The sequence below is a fragment of the Dysgonomonas sp. 511 genome (assembly GCF_010501105.1).
Lineage (GTDB): Bacteria > Bacteroidota > Bacteroidia > Bacteroidales > Dysgonomonadaceae > Dysgonomonas.
This window is the reverse complement of sequence record NZ_QVMQ01000015.1, coordinates 44,427-69,762: the sequence shown is the minus strand read 5'-3', so window position 1 is coordinate 69,762 and position 25,336 is coordinate 44,427. Positions and strand designations below refer to the sequence as shown.

At 43.8% G+C, this 25,336-nt stretch carries 22 protein-coding genes and 1 tRNA gene; 13 read left to right on the top strand and 10 right to left on the bottom strand.

Annotated elements, in window-relative coordinates:
* The first annotated feature begins 236 nt into the window (after window positions 1-236).
* The 6 genes from D0T57_RS08600 (at window position 237) to D0T57_RS08575 (ending at window position 6,405) form a co-directional block, all read left to right on the top strand.
* Window positions 237-1,076, top strand: a complete 840-nt coding sequence (locus D0T57_RS08600; protein WP_163272879.1) for a hypothetical protein — start codon at window positions 237-239, stop codon at window positions 1,074-1,076.
* Window positions 1,060-1,818, top strand: coding sequence for an NUDIX domain-containing protein (locus D0T57_RS08595; protein WP_163272877.1), 759 nt, complete (start codon window positions 1,060-1,062; stop codon window positions 1,816-1,818). Before D0T57_RS08600 ends, D0T57_RS08595 begins: the two co-directional genes overlap by 17 nt.
* Before the next feature lie 78 nt (window positions 1,819-1,896).
* A complete protein-coding gene (locus tag D0T57_RS08590; protein ID WP_163272875.1) occupies window positions 1,897-3,774 on the top strand; it encodes an ABC-F family ATP-binding cassette domain-containing protein in 1,878 nt (625 codons plus the stop codon).
* A gap of 22 nt (window positions 3,775-3,796) precedes the next feature.
* Window positions 3,797-4,306 carry a hypothetical protein gene (locus D0T57_RS08585; protein ID WP_163272873.1) on the top strand — a complete coding sequence of 170 codons (510 nt, stop codon included), beginning with the start codon at window positions 3,797-3,799 and terminating at the stop codon, window positions 4,304-4,306.
* Window positions 4,307-4,313: 7 nt separating this feature from the next.
* Entirely contained in the window at window positions 4,314-4,868 is a 555-nt protein-coding gene (locus D0T57_RS08580; RefSeq protein WP_163272856.1) for a hypothetical protein, read from the top strand.
* A 361-nt stretch (window positions 4,869-5,229) separates the two neighbouring features.
* Window positions 5,230-6,405 (top strand): MFS transporter, encoded by a 1,176-nt coding sequence (locus D0T57_RS08575; RefSeq protein ID WP_255490546.1) that lies wholly within the window; start codon window positions 5,230-5,232, stop codon window positions 6,403-6,405.
* A 5-nt stretch (window positions 6,406-6,410) separates the two neighbouring features.
* Here D0T57_RS08575 and D0T57_RS08570 read toward each other — a convergent pair whose 3' ends face one another.
* From D0T57_RS08570 to D0T57_RS08550, 5 genes are read right to left on the bottom strand one after another with little or no spacing between them, the layout of a single operon-like run.
* Window positions 6,411-7,391 carry a Gfo/Idh/MocA family protein gene (locus tag D0T57_RS08570; protein WP_163272852.1) on the bottom strand — a complete coding sequence of 327 codons (981 nt, stop codon included), beginning with the start codon at window positions 7,389-7,391 and terminating at the stop codon, window positions 6,411-6,413.
* 4 nt (window positions 7,392-7,395) lie between these two features.
* On the bottom strand, window positions 7,396-9,213 hold the full coding sequence (locus D0T57_RS08565) for a hypothetical protein (RefSeq protein WP_163272850.1): 1,818 nt from the start codon (window positions 9,211-9,213) through the stop codon (window positions 7,396-7,398).
* Between the two features lie 40 nt (window positions 9,214-9,253).
* On the bottom strand, window positions 9,254-12,247 hold the full coding sequence (locus tag D0T57_RS08560; RefSeq protein ID WP_163272848.1) for a tetratricopeptide repeat protein: 2,994 nt from the start codon (window positions 12,245-12,247) through the stop codon (window positions 9,254-9,256).
* Window positions 12,244-12,765 (bottom strand): NUDIX domain-containing protein, encoded by a 522-nt coding sequence (locus D0T57_RS08555; protein ID WP_163272846.1) that lies wholly within the window; start codon window positions 12,763-12,765, stop codon window positions 12,244-12,246. Before D0T57_RS08555 ends, D0T57_RS08560 begins: the two co-directional genes overlap by 4 nt.
* Window positions 12,766-12,767: 2 nt before the next feature.
* Complete coding sequence (locus D0T57_RS08550; RefSeq protein ID WP_163272844.1) at window positions 12,768-13,358, bottom strand: DUF3109 family protein; 591 nt, start codon at window positions 13,356-13,358, stop codon at window positions 12,768-12,770.
* A 228-nt stretch (window positions 13,359-13,586) separates the two neighbouring features.
* Between D0T57_RS08550 and D0T57_RS08545 the strand changes: the two genes are divergently transcribed.
* A tRNA-Arg gene (locus D0T57_RS08545) sits at window positions 13,587-13,658 on the top strand.
* Between the two features lie 60 nt (window positions 13,659-13,718).
* Here the strand turns inward: D0T57_RS08545 and priA are convergent.
* From priA to D0T57_RS08530, 3 genes are all read right to left on the bottom strand, one after another.
* Window positions 13,719-16,157, bottom strand: a complete 2,439-nt coding sequence (priA, locus tag D0T57_RS08540; RefSeq protein ID WP_163272842.1) for a primosomal protein N' — start codon at window positions 16,155-16,157, stop codon at window positions 13,719-13,721.
* A 15-nt stretch (window positions 16,158-16,172) separates the two neighbouring features.
* Entirely contained in the window at window positions 16,173-16,796 is a 624-nt protein-coding gene (locus tag D0T57_RS08535; protein ID WP_163272840.1) for a porin family protein, read from the bottom strand.
* A 176-nt stretch (window positions 16,797-16,972) separates the two neighbouring features.
* Window positions 16,973-18,112: an aldose epimerase family protein gene (locus D0T57_RS08530; protein WP_163272838.1), complete on the bottom strand. Its 1,140-nt coding sequence runs from the start codon at window positions 18,110-18,112 to the stop codon at window positions 16,973-16,975.
* Window positions 18,113-18,365: 253 nt separating this feature from the next.
* Here D0T57_RS08530 and D0T57_RS08525 point away from each other — a divergent pair, with 253 nt between their 5' ends.
* The 6 genes from D0T57_RS08525 (at window position 18,366) to D0T57_RS08500 (ending at window position 23,524) form a co-directional block, all read left to right on the top strand.
* A complete protein-coding gene (locus tag D0T57_RS08525; protein ID WP_368666908.1) occupies window positions 18,366-19,334 on the top strand; it encodes a polyprenyl synthetase family protein in 969 nt (322 codons plus the stop codon).
* Between the two features lie 32 nt (window positions 19,335-19,366).
* The gene (locus D0T57_RS08520) at window positions 19,367-20,074 is read left to right on the top strand and encodes a hypothetical protein (protein WP_163272834.1); all 708 of its coding nucleotides are present in this window, start codon (window positions 19,367-19,369) and stop codon (window positions 20,072-20,074) included.
* Entirely contained in the window at window positions 20,061-20,831 is a 771-nt protein-coding gene (locus D0T57_RS08515) for a TatD family hydrolase (RefSeq protein WP_163272832.1), read from the top strand. The genes D0T57_RS08520 and D0T57_RS08515 overlap by 14 nt, the downstream gene beginning before the upstream one ends.
* Before the next feature lie 120 nt (window positions 20,832-20,951).
* Window positions 20,952-21,800: a sulfite exporter TauE/SafE family protein gene (locus D0T57_RS08510; RefSeq protein ID WP_163272830.1), complete on the top strand. Its 849-nt coding sequence runs from the start codon at window positions 20,952-20,954 to the stop codon at window positions 21,798-21,800.
* A 4-nt stretch (window positions 21,801-21,804) separates the two neighbouring features.
* The gene (locus D0T57_RS08505) at window positions 21,805-22,218 is read left to right on the top strand and encodes a DUF1634 domain-containing protein (RefSeq protein WP_163272828.1); all 414 of its coding nucleotides are present in this window, start codon (window positions 21,805-21,807) and stop codon (window positions 22,216-22,218) included.
* 310 nt (window positions 22,219-22,528) lie between these two features.
* Entirely contained in the window at window positions 22,529-23,524 is a 996-nt protein-coding gene (locus D0T57_RS08500) for a M20/M25/M40 family metallo-hydrolase (protein WP_163272826.1), read from the top strand.
* A gap of 7 nt (window positions 23,525-23,531) precedes the next feature.
* Here the strand turns inward: D0T57_RS08500 and dprA are convergent, their stop codons facing one another.
* Window positions 23,532-24,653 carry a DNA-processing protein DprA gene (dprA, locus tag D0T57_RS08495; RefSeq protein ID WP_163272824.1) on the bottom strand — a complete coding sequence of 374 codons (1,122 nt, stop codon included), beginning with the start codon at window positions 24,651-24,653 and terminating at the stop codon, window positions 23,532-23,534.
* The gene (locus tag D0T57_RS08490; RefSeq protein ID WP_163272881.1) at window positions 24,634-25,326 is read right to left on the bottom strand and encodes an ABC transporter ATP-binding protein; all 693 of its coding nucleotides are present in this window, start codon (window positions 25,324-25,326) and stop codon (window positions 24,634-24,636) included. The genes dprA and D0T57_RS08490 overlap by 20 nt, the downstream gene beginning before the upstream one ends.
* Between the last annotated feature and the right edge of the window lie 10 nt (window positions 25,327-25,336).

The window sequence follows — 25,336 nt, the reverse complement described above, 5'->3', positions numbered from 1 at the left end:
AACACTCAAAGATAACTATTTTACACTAAATAACAATGAAAAAAAAGAGTATCTTGTTAAATATCAATGAGTTGTATTTATTCAGTGAACCCTAATTATGAATAATTCTCAAAAAAGAGAAAAGCACACATTCTTGTCTCACCAAATGAAAAAAAAGTAGTAACTTGCAGCTTTGATAGAATGAAAGAACAATAGCAATTTTTTGTTCATTTATCACTTAATTAAGCTTTGATCCTATGCAAAATATAATAAAAACTCTATTAATACTTTTATTAGTTTTTGTTTTTGCCTGCCAGAAGAAAGATGACGCAGCAAAACATCGTTTAGATGCCGCGCGAGCCTATTACCAATCGGAAGACTATCAAAAGGCTAAACAGGAAATAGACAGCCTCAATATATTATATCCCAAAGCACTGGAAGAACGAAAGGCAGCCCTTGCATTTCTCGACACTTTAAGAAGGGCGGAAAATGCGCAGATTGTTGCCGATTGCGACTCGCTGATTCAGTTGCTCGAACCTCAGATAGCTTCGGCTAAAACATCCTTTACTTATCAGAAGAATAAGGAATATCAGGAGCAGGGTGCATATATCCCAAAAGAAAGCTATGCCGGAGGTGCTATCACATTTACTACGTTGCGTTCGGGAGTTAAAGACGGAGGTGTTTTCTATATAGAAAGTGTATTTGTAGGAGGTGGTAAGCATAACCGGATAAAGGTGACGGCAAAAGATGGGGCTTCGGCTCAATCGGGTATTGTAACGGGCGACGGGCTGAACTACCGTTTCTCAAACATGGGCAAGAGTTATGAGATCATACACTTCACCGGTGAAGGAGAAAATGGCGTGGGGCAGTTTATAGATGAGAATAAAGACAAGCCGCTAACCGTAACACTGGAAGGCGGACAGAAGAGTTCATATACACTATCGCAATCGGTAAAAGCTGCGATTTCGCGTTCATACAGACTTTCGCGGAAAATGCTGCAATTGGATAGCTTGAAGATGGAAAAGGAAAAAGCGGAATACCGCAATTTCTATCTCGATAATAAAAAGGAGGGAAAAACGGATGCCATTATCGAATAAGGAAAATATAGCCGGACTAGAAAGTGGTAAAACAGATGCGCAACAAACATTAGTCCTGTCGGAAAACGAATACATGCCTAATGTTTCTGTTTCGTGTGTAATACTCAGCTTCGACGAAGGATGTATAAAAATACTGTTGTGTAAACTAAAAGAAGATTGTAGCTGGACTATACCCAACAGTCTTGTGAAAAAGGCAGAGAACCTCAACGATTCGGCCAAAAGGATAGTGAAGGAAAAGGCGGGTGTGGCTGACGGCTATATCAGGCAGTTCCATTTTTTCGACAGCAATAGCAACGAGCCTTGTAGTGCCGAGCATTATATAAGGTTGGCCTATTATTCCCTGATTAAATATGAAGATGCCGAACTAAGGTCGTTCGACTTCGAAGAACTCGAATGGTTCGATATTAACGACACACCCCATATGTATCCCGAATATGAGGAAACTTTCCGCACAGCGATAGCTACTATCCGTACACTGGTCGGTTTCATACCTATCGGCTTCGAACTCTTGTCTCCGAAGTTTACCATGCCGGAGCTAAGAAGCATCTACGAATCTATATTGAACAGGGAACTCGACCGTCGCAACTTCCAGCGAAAAATGCTTTCCATTGGCTTTATCAAACCATTGAACGAGACTCGGAAAGTGGGGGCACACAAGTCTCCCAATTTATATAGTTTCATAGAAGACCGCTACCGGGAAGCCGAAGAATCGGGCTCGCAGATCATGAGCAATAATCTTTAACTATTTCATTTTTTTTTGTATTCGCATACTTCTTGCAGGTTGGAGTATTAAAGCTACCTTTGCAAGAAAAATTATCTTATGGCATCGGTACTTCAAGTAGATTTACTTACCAAAAGCTTTGGCGACCTGATTTTGTTTCGCGATATATCTTTCGGGATAGCAGAAGGCGAACGGATAGGGTTGATAGCCAAAAATGGATCGGGAAAAACTACATTATTAAATATATTGACGGGAAAAGAATCCTACGACAGCGGCTCGGTAGTCTATCGTCGCGATGTACGGGTGGCTTATCTCGAACAAGACCCGCAATATGCCCCCGGGCTGACGGTTATACAAGCCTGCTTTCAGTCGGGAAACGAAATCACCGACCTCATAGCCGAATACGAGCAGGTTATAAACTCCAAAGACCAGAAAGGGCTCGATGTCATCTTACAGCGTATGGATATGTTGCAGGCGTGGGATTACGAACATCGGGTAAAGCAAATTCTTGCACAACTAAAGATAACGAATTTCGACCAGCAAATAGGCGAACTGTCGGGCGGGCAGCTAAAGCGCGTAGCTCTTGCAAATGTGCTGATTACCGAACCCGACCTGATAATCCTCGATGAACCTACCAACCACCTCGACCTCGATATGGTGGAGTGGCTCGAAGGTTACTTGCAGCGTTCGCGCCTGAGCCTGCTGATGGTGACGCACGACCGTTATTTTCTCGACCGTGTGTGCAACGAAATCATCGAAATAGACCAACAGCAGATTTATCAATATAAAGGCAATTACTCCTATTACCTCGAAAAAAGGGATGAAAGGGTGAGCGCACAAAATGCGGAACTCGATCGTGCCAATAACCTCTTGCGTAAAGAACTGGACTGGATGCGCCGCCAACCGCAGGCACGGGGAACGAAAGCTAAATCGCGCATCGATGCTTTCTACGAACTGGAAAAGAAGGCCAAGCAGGCACGCGATACCGGAAATGTGCAGATGCAAATGAAAGGGTCGTATATCGGCAATAAGATATTCGAGGCGCAACACGTATATAAAGCATTCGGCGATATCAAGATTCTCGAAGACTTCAACTATACATTTGCCCGGTACGAGAAAATGGGTATTGTGGGCAACAACGGTACAGGCAAGTCTACTTTTATAAAAATGCTGATGGGGGAAGTTGCTCCCGACAAGGGGTGTTTCGACATTGGCGAAACTGTCAAATTCGGCTATTACAGCCAGGATGGTTTGCAGTTCGACGAGCAGATGAAGGTCTTAGACGTGATCCAGAATATTGCCGAAGTTATCGACCTGGGCAATGGCAGCAGGTTGACGGCTTCGCAGTTTCTTCAACATTTCCTTTTCCCGCCCGAAAAACAGCATAATTTTGTATATAAGTTGTCAGGAGGAGAGAAGCGCCGCCTGTATTTGTGTACCGTGTTGATTACCAATCCCAACTTCCTTGTCCTCGACGAGCCTACTAACGACCTTGATATTGTTACGCTAAATATTTTGGAGGAATACTTGCAGCAGTTTAAAGGCTGTGTAATCGTGGTTTCGCACGACCGCTATTTTATGGATAAGGTGGTAGACCATCTGCTGGCTTTTCAGGGCAATGCAGATATCAAAGACTTTCCGGGCAATTATTCGGATTACCGCGAGTGGAAAGAAATACACGAAGCTTTGGAACGCGAAAAAGAACAGGAGGCAAAGACAAAAGAGGCAAAGCAACAGGTAGCTGCGCCCAAACCTGCGGAAAAGAAAAAGCTGACATTCAAGGAAAGAAAAGAGTTTGAAGAACTGGATGCCCTTATTCCGCAACTGGAAGAAGAGAAAGCGCGGCTGGAAACCGAACTTTCGAGCGGTACGCTCTCTACAGAAGACCTGTTGGGCAAGTCGAACCGTATCAGCGTGTTGATCGAAGAAATAGATGAAAAGACAATGCGGTGGATGGAACTCAGTGAGTGGATGTAATACAAACCAAAGTATATAGGCTATGCAGGAAATAATTATTACACAAGAAGAAAAAAATGAATTCAAAAACACATTCGAGACAGCCAGTAAAGCCCGGACTTATAGCTATAAGGTATCCGAAATAGCACATAATACGGTTTATGTGAATACAATAAGCCAGTTTGACGATTCGAAGAAAGTAAGGTTTGTTATCTTTCTGTTGAGTAAAGACTTTAGAAGAGAAGATGATTATGCATTTTATTTCGGTATCCTTCAGAATATGTTTAAGAAGAAAATGAAGATGACCGAGGATGATATTATGGCAACCTGCGATATTTATCATCAATGGTTCGATCGCTTCGATGCTGTTGGTATAAAGGGATTTGTTAAGCAGGCATTGAAAAACCTCAACACAAGTTCATCGGATGAAGTTAAAGCTTGTTTGCAGATGTTTTGCCGGGATATGGAGAATGCCGAAATAAATTTTGCTCCCCAACGGGCAAAGACACGAGAGTCTACTGTAGAGCTATTAAAGGCTTATCTGAATAACTAATATTATAATGTGCCGGTACGCATTCTATTCATACAAACCGCACTATGCCTGTTTCGATTGCCGTAAAATGTTTCGACGCAGGTTATTAAATGATATCGACAGAGACGAAAAAGTATCTGTGGATGCCAAATGCCCTCAATGCGGAGGTTATATGGCAAATATGGGACTGGACTTCAAACCACCTAAGAAAGATGATTTGAAAGCTTGGAAGCATCTTTGCGACTTATACAGTGTCGGCATCACCTACCATTCCTGTGGCTGCTCTGGACCCGGATATATCCCAAAGACGAAGGAAAAGATTATAGAATATTTGGAGACCACAAAAGGACGGTATATCGAAAACTTCCGCTTGTGGAATACGATAGAACTGCCGGAAACCAAAGCTGAATTTGAAAAGTTCTACCAACGCGAATTTCATAAACTGGCAGGCACATTGCCGCCCAGTCTTAATACTGATTATAAAAAGAGGAGGCTGGAGAAAAAGGACGCTGTAGAATACTGGTCGGAAAAGATAAAGGAGATCGAAAAATATATAGAATCTTTCGGTCTTAAAACCAATTAAGCTTTAAGATGTTTATCTATATAGAAAAATCAGGGTAGAAGAAAAAGTAACTTCCTGAAAAATGGAAATACCTGTTACTTTTGTTACTTTTTGCCAGCTAATCCCCAAAGGGGGAGACTTAAAAGCAAAGCTACGACAAAAATTAAAATTATTGTAATATTAGCATTGTAGGGGCGAATTATCATTCGCCCGTCGGTTGTGTCGGGCGTAAGATATTACGCCCCTACAGGCTCTTGAGAGAATATCATTTTTTTGTCATGTACTGTGTACATGTGTTACTTTTTTAGCCGTTAGTTTATAGTAATTAGCTCTACTAGTATGTTAATTGCTGACTGAAAAGTGTTACTTTTTGAATATGGAAATGGAAGAAATATCGAAGCCCAAACTCTGGTCGCTGAGTTACTGGAATGTATGTATCGCAAACTTTTTGATGGCATGCTCTTTCAACCTGCTGATGCCGTCTATCCCTCTGTATATTACCGAACAGATGGGTATTGCCCAGTCTAAGACGGGTATCGTACTGGCATCGTATGCTATCGCCCTGATGTTTGTCCGTCCTTTTTCGGGTTATATGGTCGACCTGTATTCGCGCAAGAAGATTCTGCTCGTAGCCTTTTCGTGCTATGTGCTGATATTCTTCGGATACTTTTGGGCTACTACCGTGTTGCTTTTTGTTGTAGTCCGTTTCCTGCATGGTATTACGTGGGGGTTGTCGACGGTATCGTCGAGCACGTTGGCTATCGACGTAGTACCATCCGAACGCCGTGCCGAGGGAATCGGATATTATGGTACATTTATGAATGTGGCAATGGCTATCGGGCCGTTCATCGCTATACACATCTATCACGAATATAGTTTTCAGGTGCTTCTCTGGTGCGCCATTGCAATGGGAATGCTAGGTATAGTTACCGTAGCCCTGATAAAAGCACCCGAACGCCCGAAGGTAGAACGCGAAAAGTTGTCTTTAGACCGTTTCTTCCTGGTCAAAGGATGGCCTATATTCCTCAATCAGCTTTTGCCATGCTTTGCATGGGGAACGATCGGGCCGTTTGTCGCCCAATACGGTAAAGAGATTTCGATACCCAATGCCGGCATATTCTTTGTATTCTGGGCGAGTGGTATTATTGCATCGAGAGTCTTTGCCGGAAAGCTTGTCGACCGGGGTATGATCCATGCTGTGAATGTATCGGCTATGGCAATAGTGGCTATTGCATTCGGCGTATTTGCTACTGTGCATAATATATTCGCCTTTTGCGCAGCAGGTTTGTTTATCGGGGTAGGCTTCGGGATGATGTTCCCTGCCTTGCAGACATTATATATCAATCTGGCGGAGAACAACCAGCGTGGAACGGCAAACTCTACCTACCTGATAGGTTTCGATCTCGGGCTGGCTCTGGGTATGCTCGTAGGCGGCTATATTACAGGCTATATGTCGTTCGAAGCCCTGTACTTGATTGCAGCCGGGCTTTGTGTGCTGAGTATTGTGATGTACTGGTTCAATTCGCGGAAGGTGTACGAAAAGAAAAGACTGAGGTAATTGCCTCAGCCTTTCTTTGTTATCAGGTCCATAATGTGCGAAGTACGCGCACCGGATATACCTGTTGACGGGCAAGAGCCTACGCCCCTCAACTCATCTACTATAGACTGGATGAGAGGTTGCTGGATATGCTCCGGTTGTTCGGTTTCGTAATATTCTACCCTGTCGCCTGCTATCAGGGCTATCGGCTGGAATGAGAACGTATTGAATTTGAGGCAACCCTTATCGCCGGTCAGTGTTACGGTATCCTGTTCGGCTTCTTTCGGGCTGATAAAGCTCCATAAGCCTGTGCCAATTGCGCCTGATTTGAATTTCAGGATGGCAGATATGGTATCCGATACCGAGTAGTATCCTCCGATGTTTTCGGCATAGCCTTTGGCATCTTCTATTTCGCCAAGCAGGAAGTCGAGTATATCGAGCGTATGTGGGGCAAGGTCGAAGAAATATCCATCGCCTGCAATTTCCTTTTTCACCCGCCAAGGCTGGGTATTGATGTCTTTATCGGCTTCTCCTGCTGCGCGTATCAGCTTGATGTCTACGGTGGTCACTTTGCCGATGGCACCGCTGTCGAGCAATTCTTTTACTTTCTGAAAATATGGTAATGCCCTGCGGTAATAGGCTACAAACAGTTTCATTCCGGCTTCTTTTGCTGCCTCTATCATTTCGAGGCATTCGCTGTAGTCCATAGCCATCGGCTTTTCCACATATACCGGTTTGCCCGCCTGCAAGGCCTTTATGGTGTATTCCTTATGCGATGAAGGAGGAGTAGCTACATATATGGCGTCTACTTCCCGATCGTCAATAAGGTCGTCGGCGTTGGTATAGTATTTCTCTACGTTATGTCGTTTGGCAAAATCCTTAGCCTTAGCTTCATCCCTGCGCATAACGGCGACCAGCGACGAATGGCCTATCTTGTAAAATGCAGGGCCGCTCTTTCGTTCGGTTACATTGCCGACACCAATGATGCCCCATCTAATGTCTTTCATATATCTAAAATTTAAAGCTTAACCCGCCTAAGAAGTTGAACCCCTGCATTGGGTATCCGTGTTGCAGTTCATATTTCTGAAACAGCAGGTTGTTCAACCTGAAATTTGCCGATACCCAGTCTGTAATTTGGTATTCAGCCCTGAAATTCAGTTCGTTGATATCTTTCATTTTTACCGATTGATATTTTGCGCTGGCACGATCCTGAAGATATGCCTTACGTCCCAGTCCGAGCATATAGCCTAACGACAGGATGAGATTATCTATCGGTTTCACATCGGCCGACAGGTCGAATGTAAATGATGGGCGTCCCCAGGCCTTTTGCTCGGCAAAAACCTCTTTTTCGATGAAATTGACATAGCCATCGGTGTATTTTACATTATAGAAATAGGCCGTAGCCTTTGCCGATAGGTCGGTATAGGGGATGAGCAATGTTTTAATCACACCTCCTACGCTTCCGGTTGCTATATTGGCATATGCAGGTGTACCTACATTTGCCAGATATAGCCTTTCGTTCGGTTCGCCCGCAGGATCAGGAACATAGGTGGATTGTGCTATATACAGGTGGTCTTTATCTGTCTTCTTATATCCGGCAAATACATCAAATTCGAGCCCGCTGATTACTCCCGACTTGAATCCGATGGTAAGGTCGTATTTGGTCTTCGAGTATTCTATGCGCGACAATGGTGTTGCATAGCGGTTTTCCTGCAAAATGTCGATATAAGTATTCTCGTTTACACCTCCGGTTACTTTGGCATATATAGTGTTTACCTCGTATATCTTCGTTTCGGCAATAACATTTGGTGTGAACAGGAATTTAGTCTTTACATCGAATATGCTGTTGATATTCAGCCCCAGGCTTATTTTCCAGTTCAGGCCGGTAAGGTTGAAATAAGGGCTTGCGGTAATGTTGGTAAAACCGTGGAATGCATCTGCTCCATAAATGTCTTTGTTTACGCCACTGAACGACTGGTTGGTAACGTTGCCGGTTATACCCAGCTCCTTATCAGCACCAAATTCGGAATGCAGGTCTATATCGAAATTGAACAACCCGCCTTTAGGTCCTTTTTCGTCGGTAGCAAAGCCATACTTGCTTTTGAAGTTACGGTAGCGTATTCCTCCCCGGTATTTAAGTCCTTCTTCTGTTTCGATAAACGATCGAGCTGATGCTCCTACATTGATAATCTGCACGCGTTGGCGCGATGATACATCGAATGGGAAGAACGTTTCGTCTTTAGGGTAGAACGAGTTGCCGTAATAGTTGTACGACATATTCTGATACGAACCGTCTACAGTGATAAGCGACATATCGAACAAATGCTGGTATTTCAGGTTGGCAACTGTATTTGCATACTTGGCCTTTACATCGTCGAAGATATATTTGCTCCCGTTCAGATAGTCTATATCTGCTTTGGTCGAACTATGTGTGGCAAAGATATCGAGCCTGTCGTTGCGGGCATCTACAACCCTGTAGCCTACAGCTCCATCAAGATTGTTGTGTGTGCCTGCCCCCAAAGTGATATAGCCGCGCTTCTTGCTGAAGTCAATGGTTGTCCCTACTTCCGAGGGGGTAGATCTACCCAGATAATTGTGATCCAGGCTGATCTGGGGCGCAGAGGTGATGTAGCTGAAATTGGAGGAGCCGACCGGTGGTGTATATATAGTAGGCAGTGTATTCAGCTTATTTGCACTTTTTACGCTGGGATCGAGATTACGGTCGATAGAAACCTGCCGTTTCAATTCGGTAGAGTCTCTTTGGGCTGAGGCATTTATGGTTATAAAGGCTACGACTATAGTGAGAATGTATTTATATGATGTATTCATTGTTATTGTTTTTCTGAATTAAACATTGTACTACAGTTTGTTATTTCAGTTTAGTTAAACGCGATGATACCATCTCCCGTATATCAGCTTCCGAACCTTTATAGTTCATTTGCAGGCCTGTAAGATAATCACGTGCTGCAGTATTCTTCCCTTGGGCGGCATATACATCGCTCAATACGATGATGGAACGTGCAGCCCAGTACTGGTTCGATGGATTGGAACTTAAGAATGCTTTTATATGGTTCTCAGCCTTAGCATAATTTTTGGTCTGATAATATATCTCAGCCAGCAGGTATTTCGATTCTGCACCCACTTCCGTTTTTGAGCTCTTAGCCACTTGTTCCAGATCGGCAACGGCCTTGCTGTTCTGCCCCATATTGTAAAGAGACTTGCCTCTGTAGAAGCGGGCTTCTTCGGTTACGGCGGCAGTGTTGGTGCCTTGTAGTATTTTGGTGGCGGCAGCCACTACTTCACTGTCTTTCTTCATCAGGTTGGCGCAACGCAGCATTCCTAGTTGGGCTATAGCCCTGTTTTCGTTGCTGGTGGCTACTTTGTTAAGTTGCTCATATGTGGCATAGGCCGATTGGTAGTCCTGCTTATTATATTCTATATCCGAAACGATAATCAATGATTTTTCCAGATATTTCGGATTGTTGGACTTCACCACCTCCTTGAAGTAACCCTGTGCCGTGTCATAATCTTTCATGTCGAAAGCTATTGTTCCCAGATAGAAACGGGCATCGCTGGAGAATACTCCGCGAGGATATGTTTGCAGGTATTTTTGCAAAGCTGTCCTGGCTTCGGATTTCTTTCCTTTCATGTAGATATCCGATGCTGCCTGATATGTAAGCGAATCCTGACGGCTGGCAGATATTACTGTTCCTTTTCCCAGCGAATTGGCATAGGAAGCGTATGCGCTGATATCGTTGATATCCCTGTAAACACCTTCGAGGCTTTGTATTGCAGTCCGTGCTTCTTCTGTGTTTGGCGCGGCTTCTATTACATTCTTATATGCTGTGATTGCTTTCTGGTGGTTGTTTGCATTGAAATATAGCTGCCCCAACTGAATGCCTGCTTTCGGGGCAAGGTCGGACTTAGGACGTTCGCGCAATAGTTGTTCGAGAACAGTGATAGCTTCGCTTTCATTGCCAAGCATAACCAGTGCACGGCTTTTTTCGAACAGGGCATCGTCGTAATATTCCGAGTTGGGATACCTGGACATCATATTGTTGAGGGTTGCTATCTTGCCGTTATAGTTGCGTTGCATGCCTAATACGAACGCTTTCTGATATTCTGCATAATCAGCACTTTGCGGACTGGTATTTGCCGCTTGTGAGTAATAGTTTTCGGCCTGGCTGAAATTACGGCTTTGCAGGTAGCAGTCGCCAATCCTGTTCAGGGCATCGGTATAATTGGGCGATTTGCGGTTGCTCTCTGCCGAAATATATTTCCTGAAATTTGTCAGGGCATTGCTGTAGTTCTTCGACTGGAAGTATGCGTAGCCCAAATTATAGAGAGCCAGGGAGTAATTTGCCTGCTTGGATGTAGACTGCGAAATATAAGTATTGTAATCGCTGGCGGCAGAACTATAATTTCCCCGCCGGTATGCTGTTTCTCCTCTCCAGAAATAAGCCTCTTTCCGGGCCTGACTGTCGTATTCGCCCATAGTAATGGCGGCATTGAGCTGGCGGTTGGCATTGTCGTACCTTCCGTCGATATATTCCTGTACACCTATCTGATAGAGAACTACTTGTTTCACTGTAAGTATTTGCTTGCCGGGGTTGGTCAGGCTATTGATGGCAGACAGGGCGGCATCGTAATTTTTAGAAGAGAGCAGGGTGTTGGCCAGTGCGTTGCTGACATCGTTGGTGTATTGCGACGACGGGTATTCGTTGAAGAAACGCTGTGCTGCGCTTACAGCTTCGTTGAATGCTGAACTGCCACTCCTGTTGGCCAATATCACATAATTGTAAAGAGCCTTTTCGCTGATAGAGCGGTCGTAAGTAACGCTTGCGGCAGCATCGAAGGCTGTTGCAGCATTCTGGTGGTCATTTATTTTGAGGTACGATAGTCCCAGAAGCATATTCCCGGCTTGCCCTACCACATCGCCGGTTGTAGCTACCCCATTAAGATTTTCTATGGCATTGTCGTACATTTGTTTTCTGTAGTAGGCATCGGCAAGTTGGTACATATCTTCACGGTTTGGGCTCGATTCGCGATATACATAGTTTTGATATGCGTCTATGGCTCCGTCCATGTTGCCTTTCCGATAATAGCTGTTTCCCAGCAGCCTATAGACTTCTGCCGTATTTCTGCTATTGGGATAAGACATCAGGTAATCGCGGGCTTCGTCGATAGTGGCATCTATATCGCCTTGCAGGAAATTGCTTTGCATGAGGTAGAACGTAGCATCCTCGCGGTATTCCTTCCTGTTTTTCAGGTCGGTAAAAGTTGGTATGGCTTGCTCGTACTCCCCATCCTGAAAATGGGTATATGCCAGATAGAAAGATGCAGGGTCGAGATATTCCTTGCTGTTTTTGGTAAGCAAACCGAACAGCCGTTTGGCTTCGGCTCTGTTTCCCGTTTGAAGGAATGAATATGCCATGCGGTAGCTGCAATCGGCTTGTTCTTTTTCGTTGAGGTAATCTATGTCGGAATCGGCAAGCCAGTACAATGCTCTTTTCCAATCTTTTTCGGCAAAATGGAACGATCCGATGAAGAAGGTCAATTGGTTGCGATGGTAGCTTTCGGGATATTTTTCGAGGTAGTCTTTCAGCAAGTCGCCGGCATTTGCATTGCCTCTGTAATACATGGAGGCGATAATCATAAAGTCGGCTTCTTCGATCAGGGCTTCGTCTTTCGATATTTGCCTGAACTGTTCGAGGGTATTGATGGCTCCTACATAATTATTGTCGAGGTACATTTCCTTGCCTTGCGAGTAGAGCCTGTCGGGCATTTCCGTATAGGCAGATTTTTGAGCATAACCTGATTGAACACTGATTGCAACAGCTAAAGCAACAAATAGTTTCTTCATATTTTCATCATTTGTATTTCCTTTACAACTTCTTTCACAGATAGTAAACCAAATAGTTCGGGGTTAAGTTCAGATATTTTTATAAATTGCAGGTTGGCGACATCGTCTTCTGCTTTCATATTCGACAAGTCGTCGACCATGCACATGTAAACCAAATCCAGTGTATGTACTTCAAATCCAGAGTAAACATAAATATTTGGTATCGAAAACAGGTATTTCACTTCATTTACGGTCAAGCCTGTTTCTTCTTTTACTTCACGTATAACAGCTTGCTCGCCTGTTTCGTTCATATCGACAAATCCGCCGGGCAGGTCGAGTGTGCCTTTTACGGGTTCGTGGGCGCGTGTGGCTACCAACAATTCTTTATTGTTGTTGATGATGAGGGCAATGGTTGACGAACATGAGTTGAAGTAATAGACAAAGCCGCACGATTCACATCTTTTCGACTTAAAGTTGTTTTCTACAAAATGGTTTGACCCGCATTTGGGGCAGTACTTGAACTGGGCTAATGGGTGCATGGTTATTCGTTTTTATCCTGATTCTGTTTGTTGTATTCCTGGGCTATTAATACCAACTCGTTGTACCAATCTTCGCCGAAACATCTGATAAGGGGTTCTTTGAGGAACTGATAGATTTTCAGTCCTTCTTTGTTCCCTAATTCTACGGCCGGCTTGCATACGCGCCAACGATGGTAGTTTACGGCTACAAATTCCTTGTATTTTTGCAGGCGGATAGGATAGAGGTGGCACGAAATGGGCTTGTAGAAGTCTGTTTTACCCTCGCGGTATGCTTTTTCTATAGCGCATTTGCATACTCCGGTTTCATCGTAATATGTGAAAACGCAGTCTTTGCCGTTGACGATAGAGGTTACCATCTCCCCGTCGTGGTCTTCATAGGCTACGCCTTGTTGTTCTATTACTTTTTTTGCCGGGTCAGAGAGGTCGTCCCACACTACGGGCAGTAAATCTTCTATAACTTTCACCTCTACATCTAAAAGCGGTGCACCCGAGTCTCCTTCTACACAGCACTCACCTTTGCAGGCACACAGGTTACACAAAAAATTCTCTTCTATAATATCTAAAGAAACAATGGTGTCGTCTATCTGGATCATTTTTTGGGGAATCTCCTTAAATTTTTATTAAAATACGTTGGTGTAAAGATACATTCTTGTATTCAAATGTTAAAGATATTCTGCTGATAATCTTTATTTACTAACATTTTTTAGGGAGATGATACAGAAGAGAATATTGTTGATATAATAAATAATTTTGTACCAATGTTGGCTTATACCGGATTTTCTTTTATTTTTGTACTGCGTTTAAGAAAATGCAAGCCAGATGGCGCAGTAGTTCAATGGATAGAATAGAAGTTTCCTAAACTTTAGATTCAGGTTCGATTCCTGGCTGTGCTACAAAAATACACCGGATACGATGCTCCAGTAGCTCATTCCGGTGTTTTTTTATACTCCTGCTTACTGTGGGTCGACATCGTAATGCAACAATATGCCTTTGAATGATGCGTTGGCGAACAGTTGCGATTGATGATGTATAATAGCATCGCGCACCTTTTGTATCGAAGCGTTATTCTCTACTTTTAGTAAGATAGTGCGGATATATAACGACTGAATACGTGAGATAGGGGGCTTGCCCGGCCCTAATACCCGTTCGCCGAAAGATTGTTTCAAATACTTGGTGAAACTCATAGCTGCTTCATCAAGAACCCGCTCGTCGCGTCCGCGTACAACGATGGAAATGAGCCTGAAAAACGGCGGGTAGCGAAATAGCTTACGTTCATCTATTTGCGACTGGTAGAAAGCTTCGTAATCGTTTTGTCTTACATAAGAAATTATAGGGTGGGAGGGATGAGCCGTTTGCAATAACACAAGCCCTTGTCTGTTCTTTCTTCCTGCACGCCCACTTACTTGCGTCATTAGCTGGTAAGCTTTCTCGTAGGCTCTGAAATCCGGATAATTCATCAGGTTGTCGGCATTCAGGATACCTACTACCGATACCTTGTCGAAGTCTAAGCCTTTCGATACCATCTGCGTACCTATCAATACATTTGTCTTGCCCGTTTCGAAATCGGTAATAATTCGCTCATAAGCCTTTTTGCCACGTGTAGTATCCAAGTCCATACGGGCAATTGCCGCTTCGGGCAGTTGCTCCCTAACCTCTTCCTCCACACGCTCCGTTCCGTATCCGTGATTGTCGAGTTCGGTAGAATGGCAATCGGGACACTCGGCAGGCACGGGATATGCCGCGCCGCAATAGTGGCAAAGCATCATACGCTGTCCCTTGTGGTAAGTGAGGCTTACATCACAGTTTACACAGGTGGGTGTCCACGAACAGCTTTTGCATTCCAAAACGGACGAAAAACCCCGCCTGTTCTGGAACAATATTGCTTGTTCTTGTTTCGATAAAGTATTCTTAAGCCTGTCGAGCAAGGGTGGCGAAAGGATTGATTTCATCAGCTTCTTGCGCCTCAGTTCTTTTGTGTTGACAACCTCGATTTGCGGAAGTTCTATATCTTCGTGCCTTTTGGTTAGCTTTACCAATCCGTATCGTCCTTCAAGGGCATTATAATAAGTTTCTACCGATGGGGTTGCTGTGCCCAGCAATACTTTTGCACCGTACATATTAGCCAACATGGTAGCGGCATTGCGTGCATTGTAGCGGGGGGCGGGCTCTTGCTGCTTGTACGAACCTTCGTGCTCTTCGTCTACTATTATCAGCCCTAAGCTAGTGAAAGGAAGAAATATAGCCGATCGTGCTCCCAATACCACCTGTATCTCACTTTTGGTAAGTAGTTTTGTCCATGTCTCTGCCCGTTCGTTGTCATTGAATTTGGAGTGGTAGACAGCCAGCCGGTTGCCGAATACGGCTTTCAGCCGGTTGGTTATCTGCGTGGTAAGCGCGATTTCGGGCAATAGGTATAGTACTTGTTTTTCCTTGCTTATAGCATCTTTGATAAGCTGGATGTATATTTCTGTTTTTCCGCTCGATGTCACTCCATGCAGGAGGGTTATGTCTTTTTCGGCGAAAGAATCGTTTATCTCACTATATGCCTTCTGTTGATGGGGGTTGAGCGTATATGCTTTATCCAGATTTGTCTCGCCATAATCGAATCGCCCTGTTTCGAAATCGTATATTTGGAGGATATCCTTTTTTACAAGTTCCGACAAAACTGCCGGCGATACCTGTGCCTCATCGAGCAGTTTTTTTTTGAATACAGGCTTATGCGATTCTTGCAGGTGCAGGAATATAGCCAGTAAGTGCTGCTGCTTTTTTGCCCTGCCCAGATCATCGAGCAGTGCGCTAAGTTCGCCATCGGTAAATGCTTTCGACAAACGGACGGCAGGTTGTGTTTTTGCCGAATAAGGGTTGTTTACATATTCGCTTGTATAGGCTGCATGTTTGTCTACCAGAGCCTTTATTACCGGGATTACATTCCGTATGCCTGATAGTTTTTCTATTTCGGATATATTGAGGGCTTTGGTTGCCGATAAAACATAGAAGACCAGCCTTTCTTTTTCCGATAAGGGTTCATCGCTTTCAAAGTCGGGATTCAGTAATATCTGAGTTTCGCTTTCTAGTTTTAGTGCTGATGGCAGTGCTGCCCTGTACACGTCTCCCAGCGAACACATATAATAGAACGATATCCATTTCCAAAATTGCAACTGGGAAGGAGTGACAATCGGGTAGTCTTCGAGGGTAGAGACAATTTCTTTGACGTGCGGTATTTCGCTTTCGGGTTTATATGCCTTGAAAACGATAGCCGTATAAAACCTCTTTTTGCCAAACTGCACAATAACCCTGCTTCCTGCCGTTACTTTGTCTTTTAAGCCGTCGGGAATAGAATAGGTGTAAAGTCCTTGCAGTGAAAGGGGTAATACTACGTCAGCGTATAACATTGGTTGTGTGAAACGTCAGAAAAAGTATGTAAGGGCTACAGACCAAGCCTCGTTTTTCTTGTTTTGGAAGATATCTTCGCTGAAGTGTTCATCTCCGTACTTGTCGGTGAGCGCCCTGCGGTAATACATTCCAACATCGAGGTGGCCTAATAAAGAGACTCCGGCTCCGGCATTCAGCCCGAAAATAAAATTCTTTGTCTTATAGTCATCTATTACGTCGGCTATATGTACCTTGCCGCCACCTACTTTTACATCGCCATATACTCCTGCCGAAATGAATATACCAACCGGAGATAAAGGTCCCAGTCCGAAACGCTTTTTCAGGTTGAGGGGAATGCTTATATAATCGAAGTCGGAAATAGAGATATCTGCCTCTTTGTCGTCTATTTTATATTCTTTGCGGCCATACAGAAGCCCTGCGTCTACACCAAATCCCGAAGCGGGGGATATAAATTCTACCACTGGGCCAACCTGATAGCCTAGCCGGTTTTTTGCTTTTATTATATTCAGGTCGAGCTTATTGCTTATAACATCGAATCCGCCACGAACTCCGACTCTGAATTGGGCATTGGCTTTCTCTACAAACAATACCGAAGAGAGTAACAAGGCGAGGATAATGGAAAATCTGATTGGTTTCATTTTGTTCTTTTTTTATTACTGATAGTACTTATAGTAACAAACATATATAAGAACATGTTTATCAGAAGCAAAAGTAGTAAAAATTACTTGCTCCAAAAGCTTTATCCTGCTATAAAAAAAGACGGTGCCCCAAAAGTAATAAAGGGCACCGTCTTTCCTTATGGAGTATATCCTGTTTATTTATTTACAGAAAATTTGAAAATCGTTTCGCTTTGGTATTTTTCACCCGGGCGAAGTGTAGCCGAAGGCCAGTCTTTCTTGTTAGGAGTATCAGGGTATTTTTGAGTTTCGAGGCAAACAGCGGCGCGTTGTTGATACACGATGCCTTTTTTACCCTTAACTGTTCCGTCGAGGAAGTTGCCTGTATAAACCTGTATTCCCGGCTCGGTAGTATATACATCCAGCACGATGCCTGTTTTAGACGATTCCAGTTTTGCTGCCAGCTTGGTTATATCGCCTTTGGTATTTAGCACCCAATTGTGGTCGTATCCGTTTCCGTTTTTAAGTTGTTCGAATGCATAATTGTCGATTCTTGCACCTACGGCAGTCGGTGTGCGGAAGTCCATGTCTGTATTTTCCACTTTGAGTATCTCGCCCGTAGTCATAAATGTAGAGTCTACCGGAGTGTATTCGTCTCCGTTTATAGTTAGCAGCCAGTCCGAATTTTTTACGTTTGCATCACCGTCCAGATTGAAATACGAGTGGTTAGTCATGTTTACGATGGTCGGCTTGTCTGTTTCTGCTTCATATTTCATGCGGATTGCATTGTCTTGACCCAAGATGTATGTTACCTTGCAAGTCAGGTTGCCGGGAAAGCCCTCTTCTCCGTCTTTGGCAGTGTATGTTAGCTCCAGCACCTTGTCGTCTAGTTGATTTGCATCGAATACTACATATTGGAATCCGTTTGGCCCGCCATGAAGCGTATGTCCGAAGTTGTTTTTAGGTAAATCGTATTTTACGCCATCCAGTTCGAAGGTGCCTTGTCCTATGCGGTTGGCATAGCGGCCTATTGCAGCACCAAAGTCGCTAGGGATGTTTACATAATCTTGTATCGAGTCGAATCCCAATACTACGTCTTTCATGTTGCCGTCTTTGTCGGGCACCATTACAGATACAATGCGTCCTCCGAAGTTGGTGATGCAGACTTCCATTCCGCTGTCGTTTGTCAAAACATACAGGTCGGTTTTCTTTTCTTTCACTTCCGTTTCGAAATTCTTTTTGTTCAGTCCCGATAGCGTAAGTTGCTCTACGGGTTTGTTTTCACCGCAACTGTATAGTAGAGCTGTGCTGATTAATGTCAAAAATACTTTTCTCATGTTTTAATAAATTATATTGAAGATTAAAATGTTATCAATCTGTTTCCGTTTGATTTCCTATTCGTACATAATAGCGATATTTTTTAACGTAAAGCTAAAAAATATTTCGTTTTTTTTAGCTTTTAACAACGTATTATTTTGATTTTTTATACGAATAGCTTAACTTTGCTTGCATACGCAGCGATATTCGCAAAAGACCAGACTCTTTTTCACAAACATAAAATTTATATCAAACATACTCGGAATGAAATCAATATATAGTTTTAATGAAATCTTAGAGATTGTTAATGAGAATATAGGTGAGATAAAATTTGACCATAAACCGGAATCTCTTTACGAGCCTATCTCATATATCCTTTCTCTGGGAGGAAAACGGGTTCGTCCGGCGCTGGTGCTGATGGCATATAATCTTTACGCCGGTAATCTTGAGAAAGCCATACCCACAGCACTAGGCATAGAAACATTCCATAACTTCACCTTGCTGCACGACGACCTGATGGATAATGCCGATATCCGCAGGGGGAAACCGACTGTCCATATCAAGTGGGACGATAATACAGCAGTATTGTCGGGCGATGCCATGCTGATAGAAGCCTATAAACTGATAGGTAAGACCGATGCTAAATATTTCAGCCGGATATTCGATTTGTTTTCGGATACTACGACCGAAATCGTTTGCGGGCAACAGTTCGACATGGAGTTTGAGAAGCGGATGGATGTCACTGTCGACGAATATATAGAAATGATCCGTTTGAAAACTGCGGTATTGTTGGCGTGCGCCCTAAAGTGTGGTGCGATAATAGCAGATGCTTCGGAGCAAGATGCTGACAATTTGTATGAGTTTGGTATCAATATCGGGCTTGGCTTCCAGTTGAAAGACGATTTACTGGATGTATATGGCGACAGCAAAACATTCGGCAAGAGAATAGGCGGAGATATTCTGTGTGATAAAAAAACATACCTGTTGATCAGTGCTTTGAGAGACAATTCTGCCAAAGAGGAACTGGCGGCATGGATCGGCAAGGAAGAATTTGACGAAGAAGAAAAGATAAAAGCTGTTACAGCTATTTACGATAAGCTTGGATTGAAACAGCAATCGGAGCAACTGATTAAAGAATACTATTTGAAAGCCGTAGCCTGTCTGGATAAAGTAGAGGTAGACAAGCAGGTAAAAGCAGAATTGTATAAACTGGCAGAAGATTTGACTTTGAGAACGACATAAACTAACATACACAAACTAAACTACTTGCGCTTATGCCATACAGAAGATTGCCAAATACTGATAATGCGCGTATAAGAGCATTGAGGGCTATTATTGATAAGAATAATGCCCTTTTTGGGAAAAGTGTAGTGTCATATAATATGCGTAATCTGGAGCTCATGCTCCGGAATATAGAAAATGCACAGATGCGCTACAAACTTACTCTGGAAACCCAGGTGGAAGCCAACCGCAAATTTCAGCGATTGATAAAGAATGCCCGGCTGTATGTCTCACACTTTATCCAGGTGCTTAACCTGAGCGTGATAAGGGGCGAGATAAAAAAAGATGCCAAAAAACTTTACGGGATAGATCCCGACTGCTTTGCAGTACCCGACCTTACGAGCAACGAAGCCCTCGTTTTGTGGGGCGATAATATAATAAAAGGAGAGCAAGCCCGCATAGCGCAAGGCGGCGCACCAATATACAACCCGACAATAGCGCGTGTGAATGTTGCTTTTTCGCAATTTAAGGACGCATATTTCACCCAGAAAACCCATCAGGGTTCTACCGCCCGGCAGTTGGACCAACTGAGTTGCCAGCGGCAGGAGATAGACGATGCATTGACTACCCTGTGGAATCAGATAGAGGCTGCATTTGCCGACCTGCCTGCACCCGAACGTATCGAGCGATGCAAGGAGTATGGCGTGGTCTATTACCTGAGGAGGGAAGAAAAACTAAAACTGAAAAGTGAGAATAATTGATACCCATTCCCATATCTACGCAGAAGAATTTGATGCAGATATAGACCAAGTGATAGAAAGGGCTAAAATTGCCGGTGTAGAAAAAATCCTGCTTCCCAATATAGATGTGTCTTCTATAGAGAGGCTGCATGGTCTGGCTAACAGGTATTCCGGATATTGCATCCCGATGATGGGGTTGCACCCGACAAGTGTAGGCGACGATTGGAAAAGCCAACTGTCTGTAGTCGAAAGCCAACTGTCGCAAAGGTCTTATATTGCTATCGGCGAGATAGGTATCGACCTGTATTGGGATAAGACATATGCCAAAGAGCAAGCCCTCGTTTTTGAAGAACAACTCAGATGGAGCATCCGGCTAGGGCTGCCTGTAGCCATACATTCGCGTGATGCTATTGCCGAATGTATAGCCAGCATCCGCAATGTAGGGGCAGAACAACTGAGGGGTGTCTTTCATAGCTTTGGTGGTACAGAGCAGGAATTGGATGATATATTGGCATTAGGCAACTTCATGCTGGGTATCAATGGGGTTGTTACCTTCAAGAATTCAACTCTGTCTCAGGTGTTGAGCAAAACAAGCATCGACAATATTATAATAGAAACAGACGCGCCTTATCTTGCCCCTGTTCCTTATAGGGGGAAACGGAACGAGTCGTCTTATACCATCAAGATTGCAGAAAAATTGAGCGAAATATATAACCTGCCGTTTGATGAAGTAGGTGAGGTTACTACCCGCAATGCCGAAAGGTTGTTTATGCTCTAAAGTCTGTTTAATTTTTATAGCAAATCTTTTTCGTTATTTCAGCCATTTTTCCCATAAATAAACAATTTCCATATTTATAGGTTATTATCTTTGTATAGTTTTTCGACCAACAACATTGAAATGGATTTGAATATTGAGCTTTTTTCACTGATTTTATTTTTCGGAGCATGCTTTGCCGGGCTGATAGGTTCGCTTACAGGCCTTGGCGGAGGGGTTATTGTTATACCCCTGCTCACGCTGGGTTTTGGGGTAGATATGCGTTATGCCATAGGAGCGGCATTAGTAACCTCGATAGCCACCTCGTCGGGTGCGGCGGCAGCGTATATCAAGGAAGGTATAACCAATATGCGTATCGGTATGTTCCTCGAAATAGCTACTACTACGGGTGCAGTGATTGGGGCAATAGTGGCTATGTATCTCGACAAGATGTATATTGCACTTATTTTTGGTGTGGTACTTATATTCTCGGCAGTGAGGTCGGTGATGAAGAAAGAAGACGATATAGACTTTTCAGCACCGGGCGATAAATTGGGAGTTGTGTTGAAACTCAACGGTTCGTACCCTACAAAGGATGGCAAAATAGAAAAATATAATGTACACAACGTTGTGGGCGGTTATTCTCTGATGACATTGGCAGGAGTGCTTTCGGGCTTGCTGGGTATTGGCTCAGGCGCACTGAAAGTACTGGCGATGGACACGGCTATGAAAATTCCGTTTAAAGTGTCTACTACCACCAGCAACTTCATGGTTGGGGTAACGGCCGCAGCCAGTGCAGTTGTATATCTACAGCGCGGGTATATCGACCCCGGATTGGCTATGCCGATTGTAGTAGGGGTGCTGATAGGTGCTTTTTTCGGTTCCAGGATATTGCCGAAAACCAATGTGAAAAAACTTCGCCTGTTGTTTAGTGTAGTCATTTTTGTTTTGGCAATATCTATGATATATAATGGTTTGACGGGTAAACTGTAAAGATATGAATATATTCTCACGGCAATTCTGGACAGAAAGGGATATGGAACTCCTGGTAGGTAAGCTTCTGCGCTATGGCGTGATGCTGGCCTGTGGTATTACTTTGTTTGGCGGGGTGGTTTACCTTTTTCAGAATCATGGAGTTTCGATGGAACACTATAAACCGACACCGGACGGAATGCCTTTTCCCGGTACAGAATATTACCTGCGTGAACTATCTACCATCATTCCCCGGATTTTAGCATTCGACGGGGCGGCGATTATACAGTTGGGTGTATGTGTGTTGATAGCAACGCCAATTCTACGGGTAGCCTTTTCGGTATTGGCTTTCCTTATCGAAAAAGATTATATGTATGTGGCGATTACGTTAATTGTGCTTTGTATCATCATTGCCAATATGCTTTTGGGGCTCCATTAAAATCAATTATTTTCATATTCAAAGAAAAAAGTAACACCTAAATGTGATTTTATTCCTATAATTTTATCTATTATTATATAGGTAATAAGGTTGTTATACGAAAAAGGTAACAGTATTAAAAAACAAGCGAAAAAGTGTTACATGTGTTACTTTTTAACAAAAAAAGAATTGATTATTAGATGAATAACTTATTTTAGGAAAATAGCTGCTGTTACTTTTGCTGCAATTTGTTATTTAAGTCTTATATTTAGTTGATAATTTGCAATAGATACGTTTATACTAAACTTATAAATTAAAACATTAAATAGTTATGCTGCATAGAATTATCGTTCTGTTTCTACTGATTATTCCTGTCTGCTCTTTTTCTCAAACCCCTTTAGAAAAAGGCTTGTCTTCTATAACCAAGCAAAAAGCCGAACTCTATATCGGTTACTTGGCAAGCGACAGCCTCGAAGGGCGCGAAAGCGGTAAACAGGGCGCAAAATTAGCCTCCGAGTACATCAAGGATAGGTTGCAGGAAATGGGAGTAAAACCGTGGAAAGGAAAATATTTCCAGAATTTTGACCCTATGCATGGTGCAGATGCGTGGGCTAAATCGAGACGTGAACCGTATGCCGGGCGCGAAATGCGCAATGTGGTTGGTTGCATTCCGGGAAAGAATACCGATGAAGTAGTTATTATCGGCGCGCATTACGACCATATAGGCATTACCTCTCCCAACAACCTGAATGACAGTATAAATAATGGTGCAGACGATAATGCGTCGGGCGTTTCGGCTGTATTGCAGATTGCCGAGGCTTTTATTGCTTCCGGCCAGAAACCGGAACGTACCGTAGTTTTTGGTTTTTGGGATGCAGAAGAAATTGGTTTGGTAGGATCTTACCATTTCGTCAACGACCACTTTGACAACGTGCCGATACCGCGAATGTTTCCACAGGTTATCAAGGCATATATCAATTGCGATATGATAGGACGCGACAAGGATGCTACAGCGTTCAATCATGTAATAGCGTATTATACCGAGGGAGCTCCGGTTCTGAAAGAATGGATAACCGAGGATATTGCAGTGCATCACCTGAATCTGGCTCCTGAATTTAAGACCGAACAGGGTTTCGGTGGTAGCGACCATATGCCTTTTTCCGAAAAGGATGTACCTTATATATTCTATTTTACCGATTTGCATCCTGACTACCACAGGCCGGGCGACCAAGCGGATAAAATCAATTACAATAAGGTAACGGAAATTACCAAAGTTGCTTTTCTCAATTTGTGGAGGATGGCCAACCTGAAAAAGCTGTATATATAACGGGGCATCAACTCAGGCAGAATAAATTGCCGGGTAGGTTTTTGATTATGCCTTTCATTTCCATTTCGAGCAGTGTGGAAAACAAAGTATAGGTAGGAATACCTAACTCGCGTGCCAATTGGTCGATATGCAACGATTCTGTTTTAGAGAGTGTATCAACTATCTTTTGCTCCTCTTCGGTGAGTACTAAAAATAAGTCTTGTTGGCGTGGAGCCTTCTTCTGTTTGGCAGAAGCTTTGTCCCATCCCATTTGCTGGAGGAAATAGGAGGTGGAGAGAAACAGGTCGGCCTTGTGCGAGGCAATCAGTTTGTTGCAGCCTTTCGAATATTTGTCGGTAGTCTTGCCCGGAGTGGCGAAGACATCTTTGCAATATGAGTTAGCGAAATCCGCTGTAATGAGCGATCCGCCTTTTTCGTCCGATTCTACTACGATAATGGCATCAGCCATACCGGCCACAATCCTGTTACGGCGAACGAAGTTGAAGCGGTCGGGCTGGGTAGTACTGGGGAATTCGGTCAGCAGTCCGCCGTTTGCCAGCATCTCGACAGCGGTTTGCCTGTGCTGCGCGGGGTAGATGATATCAAGCCCGTGGGCGAGAACCCCTATAGTCGGCAGGCCATGTTTCAATGCCGCCCTGTGCGCATTTATATCTATGCCATATGCCAGCCCGCTGATGATAAGTGTGCCGGGCAGCGAAGACGAGATTTCTTCCAGGAATGTGTCGCAGAACTTATTGCCATACGCTGTGGACTGGCGGGTGCCGACAATGCTTATCACTTTCTCATTGTTGAAGTCTACATTGCCTTTGAAGTACAGCGCAAGCGGAGCATCGGAACACTCTTTGAGCCGTGTAGGGTAGGCATCGTCGGCTATGAAATAGAAGGATAGTTTATTCTTGTCGATAAAGTTTAGCTCTTTTTCTGCATTGAGGAGAACCTCTTTCTTTAGGATTTCGTCGGCTATGCGCGCCGGTATGCCTTTGTTTATAAGGGTTTTCCTGTTTGCCTTGAAAATAGCCTCGGCGTCGCCTCCCATCACTTGCAGGAGGTTGCGCCCGATAATATCACCGACTCCTGCTATCTTGGTCAGTGCAATCTGGTAGAGTCTTTTATCTGATGGCTGGCTCATTTGTTTGCAGTAAAGGCATGTTGTCAACAATCATTCCGTCGCGCATATGTATGGTGCGGTCGGTGATGGAGGCGAGGTTTTCGTCGTGGGTCACGATAACGAAGGTCTGTCCAAGGGTATCCCTTAGCTTGAAGAAGAGTTGGTGCAGTTCCTCTTTATTCTCGGTGTCGAGGCTGCCCGAAGGCTCATCGGCGAGTATTACAGCCGGGTTGTTTATCAATGCCCTGGCTACAGCTACGCGCTGTTTTTCGCCACCCGACAATTCATTGGGCTTATGCTCTATACGGTCGGATAAGCCGAGCATATCCAACAGTTCTTTCGCTCTGGTTTTGGCCTGCGATTCTTTTGTCTTTCCTATCAGGGCAGGAATCATGACGTTCTCCAGCGCAGTAAATTCAGGCAATAGCTGATGAAACTGGAATACGAATCCGATGTTCTTGTTCCTGAAGTCTGATAGCTTCGAGTCGTTGAGCTTGTTTACATTTATGCCGTTTATCAGTATGCTTCCGCTATCGGCTTTATCGAGTGTACCGATGATTTGCAAAAGGGTGGTCTTGCCGGCACCACTGGCACCCACTATGGATATTATTTCCCCTTTTCTTACTTCAAGGTCGATGCCTTTAAGGACTCTGAGCGAGCCGAAGCTTTTGGTTATACCTTCTACTTTTATCATTCGGTCTATT